This is a genomic window from Sphingomonas sp. Leaf22, from assembly GCF_001421715.1.
Lineage (GTDB): Bacteria > Pseudomonadota > Alphaproteobacteria > Sphingomonadales > Sphingomonadaceae > Sphingomonas.
In genome coordinates, this window is record NZ_LMKP01000023.1 from 53,500 (window position 1) to 69,380 (window position 15,881).

The following is a 15,881-nucleotide window of genomic DNA, read 5'->3' on the forward strand; positions in this document are numbered from 1 at the left end:
CATGGGGTTCGCGCGCATGCTGTCGTCGTTCGCGGCGGTGTTGCTCGCCGGGGCGGGGGTCGCACAGACCGCCGCCCCGGAAGGCGATATCCGACCGGTCCATGATCCGGTGCTGATCCGGCAGGGGGCGACGTGGCACGTCTTTTCGACCGGCATCGGGCGCGACGGGCAGGGGGTGCTGTCCGAGCGGACCTCGCCCGATCTGGTCCATTGGCAGGCGGGCACGCCACCCTTCGCCAAGCTGCCCGACTGGGCGACGCAGGCCATTCCCGGCGCACGCAATCTGTGGGCGCCCGACATATCCTTCGTGAACGGCCGCTATCGCCTGTATTATTCGGTCTCGACCTTCGGATCGAACCGGTCGGCGATCGGCCTCGCCACCAACGCGACGCTCGACCGCCAAGCACCCGGCTATGGCTGGCGCGACGAGGGCATGGTGCTGCGATCGATGCCGGGCGATGCCTATAACGCGATCGACCCGGCGTTCATCGCCGACAAGTCGGGCCGCCACTGGCTGTCGTTCGGCAGCTTCTGGAGCGGGCTGAAACTGGTCGAGCTGAACCCGCGGACCGGCAAGCCGCTGAACCCCGACGCCAAGCCGCTCGCGCTGGCCAGCCGTCCGGTCCCGGCGGGCGCGCCGTCGATCATCGAGGCACCCTATATCTTCGAACGCGGTGGCACTTACTGGCTGATCGCCAGCTACGACTATTGCTGCAAGGGCGTGAACAGCACCTATTACACGGTCATCGGCCGGTCGAAGACGATCACCGGGCCGTATCTGGGCAAGGACGGCAGTTCGATGCTCGCCGGTGGCGGCACGGTGCTGCTGCGGGCCGATCTGGAGGAAAAGGGCCGGTTCCGCGGGCCCGGCCATGCCGGCCACAGCCGGGGGGACGACGGCATCGACCGCATCGTCTATCATGCCTACGACAAGGAAAATGCCGGTGCGCCGACCCTGCGCGTCGCGACCCTGCAATGGGGCAGCGATGGCTGGCCGACGGCCCGGTGAAGGAGAGAATGACCATGAACGACGCCCTGTCCCGCCGCCTGTTCCTCGGCGGGGTTGCCGCCGCCGGTGCCGCGACGGCCATGCCCGCATGGGCGCAGCGCCGGCGCGACGGCGCGACCGGCATCGTCAACCCGCTGGTCAAGAACCGCGCCGATGCGCAGGTGTTTCGCCACACCGACGGCTGGTATTACCTGACCGGGTCGGTGCCCGAATATGACCGGCTGGTGCTGCGCCGGTCGAAGACGATCGGCGGCCTGACCACCGCGCAGGAAAAGGTCCTGTGGCGGCACGAGGCATCGGGACCGCGCTCGGGATTCCTGTGGGCGCCCGAACTGCATCAGATCGACGGTAAGTGGATCATGTATTTCGCCGCCGGTCCCAGCGGCGGCGGCGAGGACGTGTTCCGCATCCGCACCTATGCGGTGGTGTGCGACGGTCCCGATCCGATGACCGGCAACTGGTCGGTGCTGGGCCAGCTGGAAACGCCGTGGGACAGCTTCAACCTTGATTCGACCAGCTTCGTGCACCGCGGCACCCGCTATCTGGCATGGGCGCAGCGCGAGCCGGGGATCGAGACCAATTCGAACCTGTACCTCGCCCCGCTCGCCACGCCGCTGACGCTCGCCGCCAAGCCTGCCCGGCTGACCGTGCCGACGCTGCCATGGGAGATTCGCGGCTACAAGGTCGCCGAGGCCCCGGCGCTGCTGGCGCGCAACGGGCGGCTGTTCCTGACCTATTCGGCCAGCGCCACCGATGCGCGCTACTGTCTGGGGATGCTGACCGCGCGCGACGATGCCGATATCATGGACCCGGCGGCATGGACCAAATCGCCGCAGCCGGTGCTCAAGACCGACGCCGCGCGCAAGATTTTCGGCCCCGGCCATAACAGCTTCACCGTCGACGAACGCGGTCGCGACATGCTGGTCTTTCATGCGCGCGATTACGAAAAGATCACGGGCGACCCGCTGTTCGATCCGAATCGCCATACCCGTGTGCAGCCGGTGCGGTACGATGCCGCCGGCGTACCACAGTTCGAACCGCCCGCCGCGAACGGGCCGCTGCGAGTCTAAGGGGGACCTGATCCCCATCGGCGGGTTCGCGGCATCGGGAACGGGCGCGAACGATACATCGATCGACTATCGGAAACGATAGTCGACGGGCCGCTGGATTCGGTTCGCGCCCCTATTGTAACGCCCGCAATTTGCCGCTTTTTTTGCTTCCTCTTGGCGGCATTAACTATCTGGTATTCGGTACCGTCCTATTGCTTCGTCCATGATGCTGTTGACGCGCTTGGGGGATGGAATGCGGAAATCGGGGTACCTGCTGGCGGCGACCGCGTGTGTCGTGGTCGCCTGCCCGGCCGCGGCGCAGGGGCTGCGCGGGGTGGTCACCAAGGCCGGCGAGAAGCCCGATGCCCATACCGGCGAGGAAGCGTCGGCCAACACCGCCGACATCGTCGTCACCGCGACTCGGCGGTCGCAGCGCCTGTCGAACGTGCCGATCGCGGTCAGCGCCTACAGCACCGCTGCGCTCCAGAATTCCGGCGCGACCGATATTCGCCAGATGGCGCAATTGTCGCCGTCGCTGATCGTGTCGTCGACCGGGTCCGAAGCCAATGCGTCGGCGCGCCTGCGCGGCATCGGCACGGTCGGTGACAATCCCGGTCTCGAAAGCTCGGTCGCGGTGTTCATCGACGGCGTCTATCGCAGCCGTACCGGTTCCGGCCTCAATGATCTGGGCGAGGTCGAGCGAATCGAGGTGCTGCGCGGGCCCCAGGGTACGTTGTCGGGACGCAATTCGTCGGCCGGCGCGATCAGCATCTACACCAAATATCCCTCGTTCGACTTTGGCGGCTATGGCGAGGCGAGCTATGGCAATTTCAACGCGGTGCGCCTTGCCGGTGCGCTGACCGGGCCGATCGTCGCCGACAAGCTGGCGTTCCGCGTCGACGGCGTCGTCGGCAAGCGCGACGGCTTCTATCGCGATGTCGTCAACGACACCAATTACAACGACCGCAACCGCTATTTCGTGCGCGGACAGCTGTTCTTCAAACCGGTCGACAATTTCTCGATCCGGTTGATCGGCGACTATACGCACCGCGACGAAAAGTGCTGCGGTGCGGTCTATGTCGATACGCAGGAAAAGGTCGATCCGACCCCGGGCGTGGCGGGCGACTATGCCCCCTCGGCGCAGAATCGCATCGTGTCGATCCTGCAAAGCCTTGGCGGAGTGTTGCCCAGCGACGGCGATCCCTACAACCGCCGCATCGCCAATACGCGCGGCCGGGCCTACAGCAATGTCACGACCGATTATGGTGGCTCGGCCCGGATCGGCTGGACCCTGTCCAACCTTCAACTCATTTCGATCAGCGCGTATCGCGAATATAAGTCGGGCGGTGCTGCCGACGTCGATTACGGCAATGTCGACATCGCCTACCGTCCCGATGACGGCAACGCCTATCGCCAGTTCCATACCTTTACGCAGGAAACGCGGCTGAGCGGCGGGCTGTTCAACAACCGGCTCGACTGGATGGTCGGCGGTTATTACGCGCACGAAAATCTTACGGTCGCCGACAATATCCGCTTCGGCACGCAATATGGCGCGTTCGCCGCGTGCCGGGTCGTCGCGACGATCAACCCGCTGGCGGCGCTGCGCAATCCGGCGGCCGCCGGGTGCCTGAGCGCCACCGGCCGCGCCGCGCTGACCCCGGCGGTCGGGCCGCAGATCATCGGCGGCATCGACCGGCTGAGCACGCTCAACGACCTCGGCAGCGTCCGCGACCTGTATGACCAGACCAGCAGCAACTATGCGTTCTTCACCCACAATATCTTCAAGGTGACCGATACGCTCAGCCTGACCGGCGGGCTGCGTTATACGCATGAACAGAAATCGCTGGATGCCAGCTTCCTGAACAACAACACCGTCTGCCCGACGCAGCAGGCGGCGATGGCACCGTTGCTCGGCAGCAGCAACGCGACGCTGCGGTCGCTGGCGGCCGGGATCGTCACGTTGACCTGCACCGGCAATTCGACCGCCGCGCTGACCGGCGTGCCGATCCGCGACAAGCTGAGCGAAGGGCAGGTTACCGGCACCACCGTGCTGTCGTGGAAACCGGTGCCCAGCACGCTGCTCTATGCGTCCTATGCGCGCGGGTACAAGGCGGGGGGCTATAATCTCGACCGTTCGGACCTGTCGGCGACGGTGTTCGCCACGCCGACCGCCGCATCGGCGCGCAACCTGCGGTTCGATCCCGAAACCGTGCAGGCGCTGGAATTCGGCGTCAAATACAGCTCGGCGAAATTCACCGCGAACCTTGCCGCGTTCCGTTCGGCCTTCCGCAATTTCCAGCTGAACACCTTCAACGGCACCAACTTCATCGTCCAGAACATCAGCGCGTGCGACCAGTCGCTGGCCGGTGCCGATCGCGACAACAATTCGGCGACCGGCGCGTGTTCGGGCAAGGTCGGCGCAGGCGTCGTCACGCAGGGCTTCGAATTCGAAGCGGGCGCCTATCCGGCGCGCGATGTCGCGTTCAACATCGGCTATACCTTCGCCCACACCCAGTATCGCAACAACCTCGTTGGCAGCGAGGCGGGCGAGCCGCTGAACGCGGCACTGTTCCTGTTGCCCGGCAACCAGATGTCGAACGCGCCGCGCCACACCATCACCAATTCGGCGGTGTGGACCCCGCCGGTCGGTCGCAACCTGAGCGCGCTCTTCTACGTCGATAGCCGCCTGACCAGCGACTATAACACCGGATCGGACCTGTTCGCCGAAAAGCGGCTCGACGGGTTCTTCCTGATGAACGCCCGCATCGGCCTGCGCGGACCCGAACAGCGTTGGGCGATCGAGTTCTGGGGGCAGAACATCCTCGACACCGACTATCAGCAGGTCGCGTTTGCCGCGCCGTTCCAGGGGGCGGGCAGCGTGTCGCAGGTGACGCGCTTCGGCGCACCCGCGTTCGGCGTCGGCAACGCCGTCACCTCATCCTTCCTGGCCGAACCCCGCACCTATGGCATCACGCTGCGGTCGCGGTTCTGATCATGCCATTCCTGCCTGCAACGGATGACCTGAAACCATGAAAATTCCACGCAAGCTGGGGCTGTCGTTCCTTGCCGTCATCGCGTCGGCGGCGGTGGTGATGCTGGTGTTCTTCACCAGCATCATGATGATCGCGCGGTCGGCCGAGCGGAACAACCACAGTCGCGACGTCTATGCCAAGGCGCTGACGCTCGAGACGTCGATCCTGCGGCAGAACAGCCAGTTTCGCGGGTTTCTGGTGACCGGCGACCCGACCTATCTGAAGTCCTATGACGAAGGACGGCAGGAGTTCGACGAAACGGCGGCCGCGCTGGCAGAGATGCTGACGATCGCATCGGAGAAGGACCAGCTGGAAGAAGCGCGGCGCGAGACGCTGGCGTGGCGCAAGAACTGGGGCGATCGGCTGATCGCGAAGGTGAAGGCGGGCGAACGCGACGCGGCGCAGGAGGAAGTGCGCGGCGCGGGGCAGAAGGTGCTGGTCAGCAAGGTCGCGCTGCCGCTGCGCTCGTTGCGCGCAACCGAGACCGGGGAGATGGAGGCGAATACCGCGGCGCAGGAAAGCGCGATCACTACCGCGCTGATCGCGCTGGCGATCGGCGGCGTCGCGCTGATCGGGATCGCCGTTGCGCTGTCGATCATGCTCAGCCGTCAGATTGCGCGACCGATCACCGCCCTGACGCAGGCGATGGCCGATCTGGCCAATGGCCGGCACGACATCGCCGTCGATGCGGCGGGCCGCAGCGACGAACTGGGCGACATGGCGCGCGCCGTGCTGGTGTTCCGCGATACGGCGGCGGCGAAGATCACCGACGATCGCGACCGGGCGGCGGCGATGACCGCGATCGGCGGCGGTCTGCGCAGCCTGTCGCAGGCCGATCTGACCGCCCGCGTCGCCGATGTGCCCGACGCGTTCCGGGGGCTGTCGGACGATTTCAACAACGCCACGTCCAGCCTGAACCGCGTGCTGGGCGAGGTGCGCGGCACCGTCGACAGCATCAAGCATAATTCCGATGAAATCTCGCAGGCCGCCATGGACCTGGCCGAGCGGACCGAGCGGGAGGCGGCGGCATTGCAGCAATCGTCGTCGGCGCTCGACGAGGTCACCCGGTCGATCCGCGAGGGCGCGGGTGCCGCGACCGGTGCCAGCAGCGCGATGGTCGATACGCGGAACGAGGCCGAACGTGGTGACGCGATCGTCCGGCAGGCGATCGGCGCGATGCACGGCATCGAACGCGCCAGCAACGAAATCGCCGAGATCATCAGCCTGATCGACGGCATCGCGTTCCAGACCAATTTGCTGGCGCTGAACGCCGGCGTCGAGGCGGCGCGTGCCGGTGAGGCGGGCAAGGGCTTCGCGGTCGTCGCGTCGGAAGTCCGCGCGCTGGCGCAACGCTCCGCCAACGCCGCGACCGAGGTCAAGACGAAGGTGCAGGCGGCATCGACCCATGTGAAGGCCGGCGTCGAACTGGTCGAGCAGACCGGCGAGGCACTGGGCCGGATCATCGAACGGGTCGCATCGGTCGGCGGGTCGATCGACGCGATCGCGCGCCAGTCGGATCATCAGGCGACCAGCCTCGGCCAGATCAACGTCGCCATCGCCGAGATGGATGCGATGACGCAGCAGAATGCGGCGATGGTCGAACAGACGTCGGCGGCGGCGCGGCAGCTGGTGTCGGAGGCGGAGGCGCTGGCCGGATCGGTGGCGACCTTTGCGATCGATGGCGGCGCGGCGTCGAACGTTGCCAAATTCACGCCGCGCAAGCAGCAGCGCCGCTGGGTCGCGCCGCCCGAGCCGACTCCGCGCCGCGCCGTGAATGCGAGCGACGACTGGGACGCGTTCTAAGGACATGCCGGGTCCATTGGGGCAATATGCGCTGGTCGTTCGCGACCTGGGCTCGGCGTTCGTCGCGGCGGTACTGGGGGCGGGGGAGCGACAGCTGACCCGCGCGCCCCTGACCGCGGCGCTGATCGCCGACTGGCCGGGCGATGCCGCGGCGGATGCGCTGGCGATGCGGTTCAACGGGGCGCTCCACGCGCTGGCGCGGCGGGGCGACGATCCGATGCTCGGCGCGCTCTATGCCACCCGGACCGGCGATTTCGATACGGTGATCGGCGATGCGATGGCGGCGGCGGACGGCTTCATCGCCGACTGGATGCAACAGCCGCCGCAGACCAACGAGGTCGGGCGCGCCGGCGCGGTCATGGCGGCGCTGATGACGCTGCGCGGATTGTACGACCTGCCGGTCGAACTGCTCGAACTGGGCGCGAGTGCCGGGCTGAACCTCAATCTCGGCCATTATGCCTATGATCTGGGCGGGGTGCGGGTCGGGCGCAGCGATTCGCCGGTGCGGATCGCGCCCGAATGGCGCGGGTCCCCCCCGGTCGCGCGGCCGGTGGAGATCGTGGCGACGCGCGGCGTCGACCTGCGTCCGCTCGCCGCCGCCGATCATCAGGCGCGCGAACGGCTGATGGCCTATGTCTGGGCCGACGAACCCGAACGCGCCGAACGGCTGCGCCATGCGCTGGCGATCGCCAGCGACGTGCCGCCGCAGATCGCGTGCGACGACATCCTGCGCTGGCTGCCGGCCGAACTGGCCCGTCCGCCTGCAAATGGGGTCTGCCGGGTCGTGATCCACACGATGGCGCTGCAATATTGCAGCCCGGCAACGCGGGCGGCGGTGACCGAGGCCATGGCGACCACCGACTATCCGCTGGCGCGCATCGGGTTCGAATGGACCGACGCCCGCGATGCGGTGCATCTGACGCTCACCACCTATCCCGACGGCATTGTCCGGCATCTGGCGACCTGCCATGCCTATGGCCACTGGATCGACTGGCACGGTTAGCCCGCCGCGAATTGCTCCGCGCTGAGGCTGTACAACCCGCCGGCACCCGCCATCGCCGCCATGCCGAGGCCACGCGCCTCCGGTACGATCCGGTCGAGGTAGAAGGTGACGGCCGCCCGCTTGCGCGCGGTGAAGTCGGCATCGTCCACCCCGGCCAGCGCGCGCCCCTGCCGCTCCAGCAGCCAACCGCTGACGCAGGTGGAGAGCATCGTCAGGAACGCATAGCTGCCCGCCAGCCGGTCGTCGACGCTGGCCTCCAGCATCCAGCGTGCCACTGCCTGCGTATCGCCGAGCAGGTCGCCGAGCGCGGCATGTTCAACGTCGCCGCGCATGTCGGCGAACAGCGCGTCGATCGCGGCACCGCCGTCGCCCGACAGCTTGCGCCCGACCAGATCGGCGGCCTGGATGCCGTTGGTCCCTTCGTAGATCGGGGTGATCCGCACATCGCGATAATGCTGTGCCGCGCCGGTTTCCTCGACATAGCCCATGCCGCCATGCACCTGCACGCCGAGGCTTGCGACCTCGCAACCGATATCGGTGCCGTGTGCCTTGGCCAGCGGCGTCACTAGATCGAGCCGTGCCTTCGCGCCGACGATGCCCAGCGTCGCGCGATCGACCTGTCCCGCCGCATAATAGACCAGCGCCCGCCCCGCCATGGTCTGCGCGGTCATCCGCAACAGCATCCGCCGCACATCGGGATGCTCGATGATCGCGACCGGCGCGCCGCCCGACGAGGCCCGCGCCGACTGGACGCGATCGCGGGCATAGGCGACGGCGCGCTGGGTCGCCGCCTCCGCCACCTGCACCCCCTGCAGACCGACATTGAGGCGGGCGTTGTTCATCATCGTGAACATCGCGCGCATCCCCGCGCCCTCCGCGCCGATCAGTTCGCCGATGCAATCGCCGGTATCGCCGAACGACAGCACGCAGGTGGGCGAGGCGTGCAGCCCCATCTTGTGTTCGATCGACACCACGCGAATGTCGTTCGGCTCCCCCGGATGGCCATCGGCGTCGAGCCGGAATTTGGGCACGAGGAACAGCGAAATTCCCCGGGTCCCCGCCGGCGCGCCGGGCGTGCGGGCGAGCACCAGATGGACGATATTGTCCGCCATGTCGTGGTCGCCGAACGAGATATAGATTTTGGTCCCGCGAATCCGCCAGTTGCCGTCGCCGACCGGCTCCGCCCGCGTCGTCAGCGCGCCGACGTCCGATCCGGCCTGCGGCTCGGTCAGGTTCATCGTGCCGGTCCATTCGCCGGTCGCCAGTTTCGGCAGATAGCGCGCCTGTTGGTCGGCGCTGCCATGATGGGTCAGCGCCTCGATCGCGCCGACCGTCAGCGTCGGGGCGAGCGCGAAGCCGAGATTGGCGGTGCCGAGCGTCTCCAGCACGGCGGTCGCGACGGCGAACGGCATCGCCTGCCCCCCGACATCGGCAGGCGACCCGATCGTGCCCCATCCGCCCGCGACATAGGCCTGATAGGCGGCGCGATAGCCGTCGGGCATCACCACCCCGTCGGGGGTCCAGCGCGCGCCGACGGTGTCGCCGATCCGGTCGAGCGGCCGCCATTCGCCGGCGGCGAATTCGCCGATCCCGGTCAGGATCGCATCGAGCATGTCGGGAGTCGCATCGGCAAATCGCGCGTCGGCGGCGAGTTCGTCGATCCCGGCGGCATGGGTCAGCACGAAACGCTGTTCGGCGGTGGCGGGGATCAGCTCCATTTGCCCTCTCTCGATTACGTGTTTTTGCCGGTATAGCGCCCAAATCATGACCGCTTCAAACGCCCGCATCGCCACCGTCACCTTACCGTACGGCATCGCGGCGATCGACGCGGCGGCGGCGGTGATCGCCGACGGCGGCTGCGTCGCGGTACCGACCGAGACGGTCTATGGCCTCGCCGCCGACGCGACCGATTCGCACGCGGTCGCCGGCATCTATGCCGCAAAGGGGCGGCCGGGTTTCAACCCGCTGATCGTGCATGTGGCGACGATGGCGGCCGCGCAGGCGCTGGCGGTGTTCGACGACCATGCGCTGCGGTTGGCCAAGGCGTTCTGGCCGGGACCGCTGACGCTGGTGCTGCCGATGCGCGACGGGGCGGGGATCGCCGCGCTGGTCACCGCCGGGCTGCCGACGGTCGCGATCCGGGTGCCGGCGCATGATGCGATGCAGGCGTTGCTGGCGGTGACCGGGCGGCCGCTCGCCGCGCCGTCCGCCAATGCCAGCGGATCGATCAGCCCGACCCGTGCCGACCATGTGTTGCGCAGCCTGAACGGGCGTATCCCGCTGGTCATCGACGGCGGAGCGACAATGCGCGGCATTGAATCGACGATCATCGCCTGTGTCGGCGGGCAGGTACGCGAACTGCGCCCCGGCCCGGTGACGCGCGGCGCGGTCGCCGACCTGCTGGCCATGCCGATCGGCGGGGCGGGGGCGGGGATCGAGGCACCGGGACAACTCGCCAGCCATTATGCCCCGTCGAAGCCGGTCCGGCTGAACGCGACCGATCGGCGTGCCGGCGAATGGCTGATCGGTTTCGGTCCGGTCGCGGGCGACGATACGCTGTCGGCGAGCGGCGACCCGGTCGAGGCGGCGGCGCGCTTGTTCGACCTGCTGCACATTGCCGATGCGTCGACGGCGAGGGAAATCGCGGTCGCGCCGATTCGGGACGACGGACTGGGTGCCGCGATCAACGACCGGCTGCGCCGTGCCGCGACACCGGTGTGAGATTCGTCGAGAAATCTTAGAATTACCGGGACTTGGGCGACCTATCGGGATTTCAGGCTACGCGACGTTAACCTTCGATCGTTAGCTGTTTCGGTACGGGAGGGTACCGACAGTGAGCGCAACCGACGAGATCGACTTCGACAAGAGACTGGCCGCCTTTGCCTATGACGAACGCAGTTACGGTGCGTTCCCCAAGGTCAAACGTGCGATCGAACGGTATGCGCCCGCTGCGCTGACCAGCCTGTACCGGCACATCGCGGCGACGCCGTCGATCCGTGTCATGTTCCAGTCGCAGGCACGAATGGACCATGCCCGCGACAAGCAGCTCGAACATTGGCGCAAGCTGTTTTCGGGGCCGATCAACCGCGACTATGCCGCCGCCGCATCGAACATCGGGCAGGTCCATGCCCGGATCGGGCTGGCGCCGACCTGGTATATCAGCGGCTATGCGCGGATGCTGGAACATGTCCTGCCGCGACTGGTGCTGGGACCGATCGGCTGGCCGTTCGGGGCGCGGGCACGCGCGCGGGCGGCGACCGCGCTGGTCAAGGCGTCGCTGATCGACATGGACATCGCGCTCGCCGCCTATTTCGAAGCGGAACAGGCCGGGCGACGGGCCGTCATCGAACGCTGCGGCGTCGCGTTCGATCGGATGGCGCAGGGTGACCTGACCGTATCGCTGAGCGGACTGCCGCGCGAATATCAGGCGCTGGCCGACAGTTTCGAAACGATGCGCCAGCAGATGTGCGAGACGCTGGGCATGGTCACCCGGTCGGGCGAACAGATCCGCATCGGATCGGGCAATATCCGCCAGGCGTCCGACGACCTGTCGCAGCGTACCGAGCAGCAGGCGGCGAGCCTTGAGGAAACCGCTGCGGCGATGGATCAGATCGTCAGCACCGTTCGCGAAACCGCCGAAGGCGCGTCGCGCGCCGACCGCATCGTCGGCGAGGCGCGCGGCGAGGCCGAGGAATCGGGCAAGATCGTCCGCCGCGCCGTCGATGCCATGGGCGGTATCCAGCGGTCGTCGGCCGAAATCAGCGAGATCATCAGCGTCATCGACGGCATCTCGTTCCAGACCAACCTGCTGGCGCTGAATGCCGGTGTCGAGGCGGCACGGGCGGGGGAGGCGGGCAAGGGCTTCGCTGTCGTCGCATCCGAAGTCCGCGCGCTGGCGCTGCGTTCGGCCGAAGCGGCCAAGGACGTGAAGACCCGCATCCTCGCTTCGTCCGAACAGGTCGATGTCGGCGTCGATCTGGTCAATGCGACGGGGCAGGCGCTGCAACGGATCATCGTGCGGATCGGGGAGATCAGCAGTCTCGTCTCCGGCATCGCGACCTCGGCCTCGCAGCAGTCGACGGGCTTGCAGCAGGTCAATACCGCCGTCTCCGAAATGGACAATGTGACCCAGCGCAACGCCGCGATGGTCGAACAAGCCACCGCCGACGCCCGCGCGCTGGCGCAGGAGGCCGAGGTGCTGGCGAACGAGGTGGCACGGTTCCGGCTCACCGGTCCGGGCGAGGGCGGCGCCAACGAAGTCCATCGGATGCAGCAGCGACTGGCTGCGGCCTGATCGTTACAACCAAAGAATGATGACACGCCCAACCCGTTCGTCCTGAGTAGCCCCTGCGACTGCCTGCCTGCGGCAGTCGCTCAGGACAGGCATTGAGCTTGTCGAAAGGGCGTATCGAAGGACTGCCGCAGGGCAGGTGCTTCGATACGGATCTTCGACTTCGCTCAGCTCCTACTCAGCACGAACGGCTTTGCTGTTTGGCATAGGACAGGGCGGTTCGGTAGCGCCCGTCTACTTCCCTATCCGCACCCACCCCCGCAAACCGGTTGCACCTGCGCCGCCCGCGTGCTTGGGAATGGCGGGGATTTGGGAAACGCTATGGCCAGCCGCGCGATCAACGGACGGTTCGAAGCTGGCGCGACGAGTGGGCGCTGGCTGGAAGAGTATCGCGCTCGCGCGCCGCACGGCGACATGCTGTCCGCCGCCACCGATGGCGACCGCGCGGCATGGGAGGTCGCGTTCGAGGAACTGGCCGGGCTGCCCGGCAGTACCCTGGCCGCCGCGCGCGAACGGGCGCAGCGCCATGCCGACGATATCGGCACCGCCTATCGCGCGGCGGGCGAGAGCGAGGAACGCCGCTGGCCGCTGTCGCCGGTCCCGCTGTTGATCGGTGCCGACGAATGGCGGACCATCGCCGATGGGATGGCGGAACGCGCCGACCTGTTCGAAAGCGTCATTGCCGATATCCACGGCGATCAGCAACTGGTCGCCGACGGCACGTTGCCGGCAATGCTGGTCACCGGATCACCGCTGTTCCTGCGGCCGATGGTCGGGGTCGTGCCGCCGGGCGGACATCAGCTGCATTTCGTCGCCGCCGACCTGTGCCGTGGTACCGACGGGTGCTGGCGGGTGCTGGCCGATCATGTCCGCGTGCCGGTGGGGGCGGGCTATGCGCTCGAAAACCGGCTGGCGATGGGGCGGACGCTGGGCGGGCTGCCGTCGCGGCTCAACATCGAACGCCATGCGCCCTTCTTCGCGGCGATGCGCGCGGGTATCGCCGCCGCCTGTCGCCGGGCCGAACCGCGGATCGGGCTGCTGACATCGGGCAAGCTCAACCCCAGCTATGCCGAACAGGCGCATCTGGCGCGATACCTCGGGTTCCTGCTGGTCGAGGGTGCCGATCTGGCGGTGCGCGACGACCAGCTCTATGTCCGCACGATCGCGGGCCTGAAACGCATCGACGCGCTGTGGCGGCGGATCGATCCGCGGCTGATCGACCCGCTGGCGTTCGATGCCAATTCGACGATCGGGGTGCCCGGCCTGATCGACGCGATGGCGGCGGGCAACGTCGTGATCGCCAATGCACCGGGCGTGGGCGTGCTCGAATCGCCGGCCTTCGCCGCGTTCCTGCCGGCGCTGGGCGAAAGGCTGCTGGGTCGGGCACCGCGTCTGTCGTCGATCGGAACGTGGTGGTGCGGGCGTGCGCCGGATCGCGATCATGTGCTGTCCTCGCTCGACCAGCTGGTGGTGGGGCCTGCCTTTGCCGGGACGACGCCCGAACTGGCGGGGCCGGTGCTGGGTGCCTCGCTCGACGCCGATGCCCGCGCGCGGCTGGCGGCGGCCATGGTGCTGCGCCCGCAGGATTATGTCGGGCAGGAGATCGCCGAACTGTCGACGATGCCGACCGCGTGCGGGGAGGGGCTTCAGCCCCGCCCCTTCTCGCTGCGGGTCTTTGCCGCGCGCGGTGCCGATGGCCGCTGGGTGGTGCTGCCCGGCGGGTTCGTCCGCATCGGCGATCAGCCGGATGCCCGCGCGGCGGTGATGGGTGAGGGGTCGTGGTCGGCGGACGTGATCGTCCATGGCCCCGATCCGGTCGCGCCCGTGTCGCTGCTGCAAAGTGCCGACAGCGTCGAACTGCGCCGCAATCCGGGCACGCTGCCCAGCCGGGTCGCCGACAATCTGTTCTGGCTGGGCCGGTATCTGGAGCGGGGCGAGGCGTTGCTGGGCGTCATCCGCGTGCTGTTCGGTCATTCGATCTCGGCCGATACCGGTGCGGCTCTTGCCCCCGAAACCGTCGAGCGGCTGGTGAAGATCATCGCCGACACCGGTGCCGCCGCGCCGCCGCCCAGCCACCGCCGCCGCGATCTGGTCGATTTCGGGCGCGAGGCGATGGAGTCGGTCGACAGCTGGGGCAGCGTCCGCGCGATCAACCGCATGGCGACCGGCATCGGCGGCGTCTCGCGCGACCGGTTGTCGGTGGACATGGTGCGCCTGCTCGACGCGCCGCATCCGACCACGGGCACGCTGCTCGACCGTGCGGGCACGTTGCAGCGTCGTTACGCCGCGCTCGCCGGACTGTCGGCCGAACATATGGGGCGGACCGATGCGTGGCGGTTCCATGATCTGGGCCGGCGGATCGAACGGGCGATGGCGACGACGCGAACGTTGCTGGCCGTCGATCTGCGCCGGGCGAGTGCCGAGGACCTGTCGACGCTGCTCGACCTTGCCGACAGCCAGATCAGCTATCGCCAGCGTTACCTGATCGGCTTTGCGCGGGTGCCGGTGATCGACCTGATCGCGCTCGACCCCGGCAATCCGCGCGGGATCGCGTTTCAGGTGGATACGATCGTCCAGCATCTGTGCAAGCTGCCGGTCCTGAACGATGCCGGCATCGCCGAACCGCAACAACGCATCGCGGCCCGGTTGACCGCCGGCATCGCCATGGGCTCCGCCAACCGCCTCGACCGCGGCTGGGTTTTGGAAATAAATCAGCAATTGCAATTACTTTCGGATGCGATCGCCACCCGCTATTTCCTGCAGGGCGCGCAGGCGTTGCGCGAAGCCGGGTTGACCCTCGCATGATGCGCTATGCCATTCGCCACATCACCCGCTTCGATTATGCCGAGGCGGCGGGGTTCGCGCGCTGCAACCTGCGGTTGCGGCCGATCCTGTGGTCGGGGCAGGAACTGGAAGACTATGCGCTGCTGGTCGAACCGGGCGGGCGGACCGCGCCGGCACGTGCGCAGGCTGGGCTGGCCAACGTCACCCGGCTGGAGGTCGATCGCCCCGAACGCACGCTGACGATCGAGAGTCGGGCGACGGTCCGGGTCGAACGACCGATCCCGTTCGCATCGCCGGGCGACCCGACGCTGGCGGAGATCCGCACGCTGGTGGCCGGGGTGAACGATGCCGGCCCGGCCAGTCCGGTCAGCTATCTGTTCCCCTCCGCGCATGTTCCGATCGTGCCCGACATCGCGGCATGGTGTGCCGAAGACCTGTCCGACGATCGCGGTATCCTCGACGCGGCGATCGCGCTTGCGCGACGTATCCAGCGCGACTTCACCTTCGATCCGACCGCGACGCTGGTCGATACGCCACCCGCCGAAGCCTTCGCCAAGCGCGGCGGGGTGTGTCAGGATTTCGCGCAGATCATGCTGTCGGGCCTGCGCGGCGCGGGGCTGCCTGCGGCCTATTGCTCGGGCTATCTGCGCACGCTGCCCCCGCCGGGGCAGGAGCGGCTGGTCGGGGCCGATGCGACGCATGCGTGGGTGCTGATATGGGCCGGGCCGGTGCTCGGCTGGGTCGGGGTCGATCCGACCAACGGCATCTGGATGGCCGAGGATCATGTCGTCATGGCGATCGGTCGCGACTATGCCGACATCGCGCCGATCGACGGCGTGGTGCTGGGGTCGGGCGCGCAGACGATGCACGTGTCGGTCGATGTGGAGCCCCTGCCGGTCGGGTAGTTGGT

Annotated in this window: 9 protein-coding genes and 1 pseudogene; 9 read left to right on the forward strand and 1 reads right to left on the reverse strand. The window is 67.8% G+C overall.

The features are described 5' to 3' along the window. The first annotated feature begins 1 nt into the window (after position 1). The 5 genes and pseudogenes from ASE70_RS11080 (at position 2) to ASE70_RS11100 (ending at position 7,896) form a co-directional block, all read left to right on the forward strand. Positions 2 to 1,009: an arabinan endo-1,5-alpha-L-arabinosidase gene (locus tag ASE70_RS11080; protein WP_056394303.1), complete on the forward strand. Its 1,008-nt coding sequence runs from the start codon at positions 2 to 4 to the stop codon at positions 1,007 to 1,009. 14 nt (positions 1,010 to 1,023) lie between these two features. Beyond that, positions 1,024 to 2,070: pseudogene (locus ASE70_RS11085) on the forward strand (glycoside hydrolase family 43 protein); the annotation flags it as partial. A gap of 241 nt (positions 2,071 to 2,311) precedes the next feature. After that, positions 2,312 to 5,050 (forward strand): TonB-dependent receptor, encoded by a 2,739-nt coding sequence (locus ASE70_RS11090; RefSeq protein ID WP_056504967.1) that lies wholly within the window; start codon positions 2,312 to 2,314, stop codon positions 5,048 to 5,050. Positions 5,051 to 5,087: 37 nt separating this feature from the next. Further along, positions 5,088 to 6,893 carry a methyl-accepting chemotaxis protein gene (locus ASE70_RS11095; protein WP_056504743.1) on the forward strand — a complete coding sequence of 602 codons (1,806 nt, stop codon included), beginning with the start codon at positions 5,088 to 5,090 and terminating at the stop codon, positions 6,891 to 6,893. A 4-nt stretch (positions 6,894 to 6,897) separates the two neighbouring features. Continuing rightward, positions 6,898 to 7,896: a DUF2332 domain-containing protein gene (locus tag ASE70_RS11100; protein ID WP_235519833.1), complete on the forward strand. Its 999-nt coding sequence runs from the start codon at positions 6,898 to 6,900 to the stop codon at positions 7,894 to 7,896. On the opposite strand, the gene ASE70_RS11105 is transcribed toward ASE70_RS11100, so the two are convergent. Continuing rightward, entirely contained in the window at positions 7,893 to 9,614 is a 1,722-nt protein-coding gene (locus tag ASE70_RS11105) for an acyl-CoA dehydrogenase (RefSeq protein ID WP_056504749.1), read from the reverse strand. The genes ASE70_RS11100 and ASE70_RS11105 overlap by 4 nt on opposite strands. A gap of 46 nt (positions 9,615 to 9,660) precedes the next feature. On the opposite strand from ASE70_RS11105, the gene ASE70_RS11110 reads away from it, so the two are divergent. From ASE70_RS11110 to ASE70_RS11125, 4 genes are all read left to right on the forward strand, one after another. Continuing rightward, positions 9,661 to 10,617 (forward strand): L-threonylcarbamoyladenylate synthase, encoded by a 957-nt coding sequence (locus ASE70_RS11110; RefSeq protein ID WP_200925627.1) that lies wholly within the window; start codon positions 9,661 to 9,663, stop codon positions 10,615 to 10,617. A gap of 112 nt (positions 10,618 to 10,729) precedes the next feature. Beyond that, positions 10,730 to 12,190 (forward strand): globin-coupled sensor protein, encoded by a 1,461-nt coding sequence (locus tag ASE70_RS11115; protein ID WP_056504752.1) that lies wholly within the window; start codon positions 10,730 to 10,732, stop codon positions 12,188 to 12,190. 318 nt (positions 12,191 to 12,508) lie between these two features. Further along, the gene (locus ASE70_RS11120) at positions 12,509 to 14,992 is read left to right on the forward strand and encodes a circularly permuted type 2 ATP-grasp protein (RefSeq protein WP_056504756.1); all 2,484 of its coding nucleotides are present in this window, start codon (positions 12,509 to 12,511) and stop codon (positions 14,990 to 14,992) included. Continuing rightward, positions 14,992 to 15,876, forward strand: a complete 885-nt coding sequence (locus ASE70_RS11125) for a transglutaminase family protein (RefSeq protein WP_056504973.1) — start codon at positions 14,992 to 14,994, stop codon at positions 15,874 to 15,876. The genes ASE70_RS11120 and ASE70_RS11125 overlap by 1 nt, the downstream gene beginning before the upstream one ends. The last annotated feature ends 5 nt before the right edge of the window (positions 15,877 to 15,881 follow it).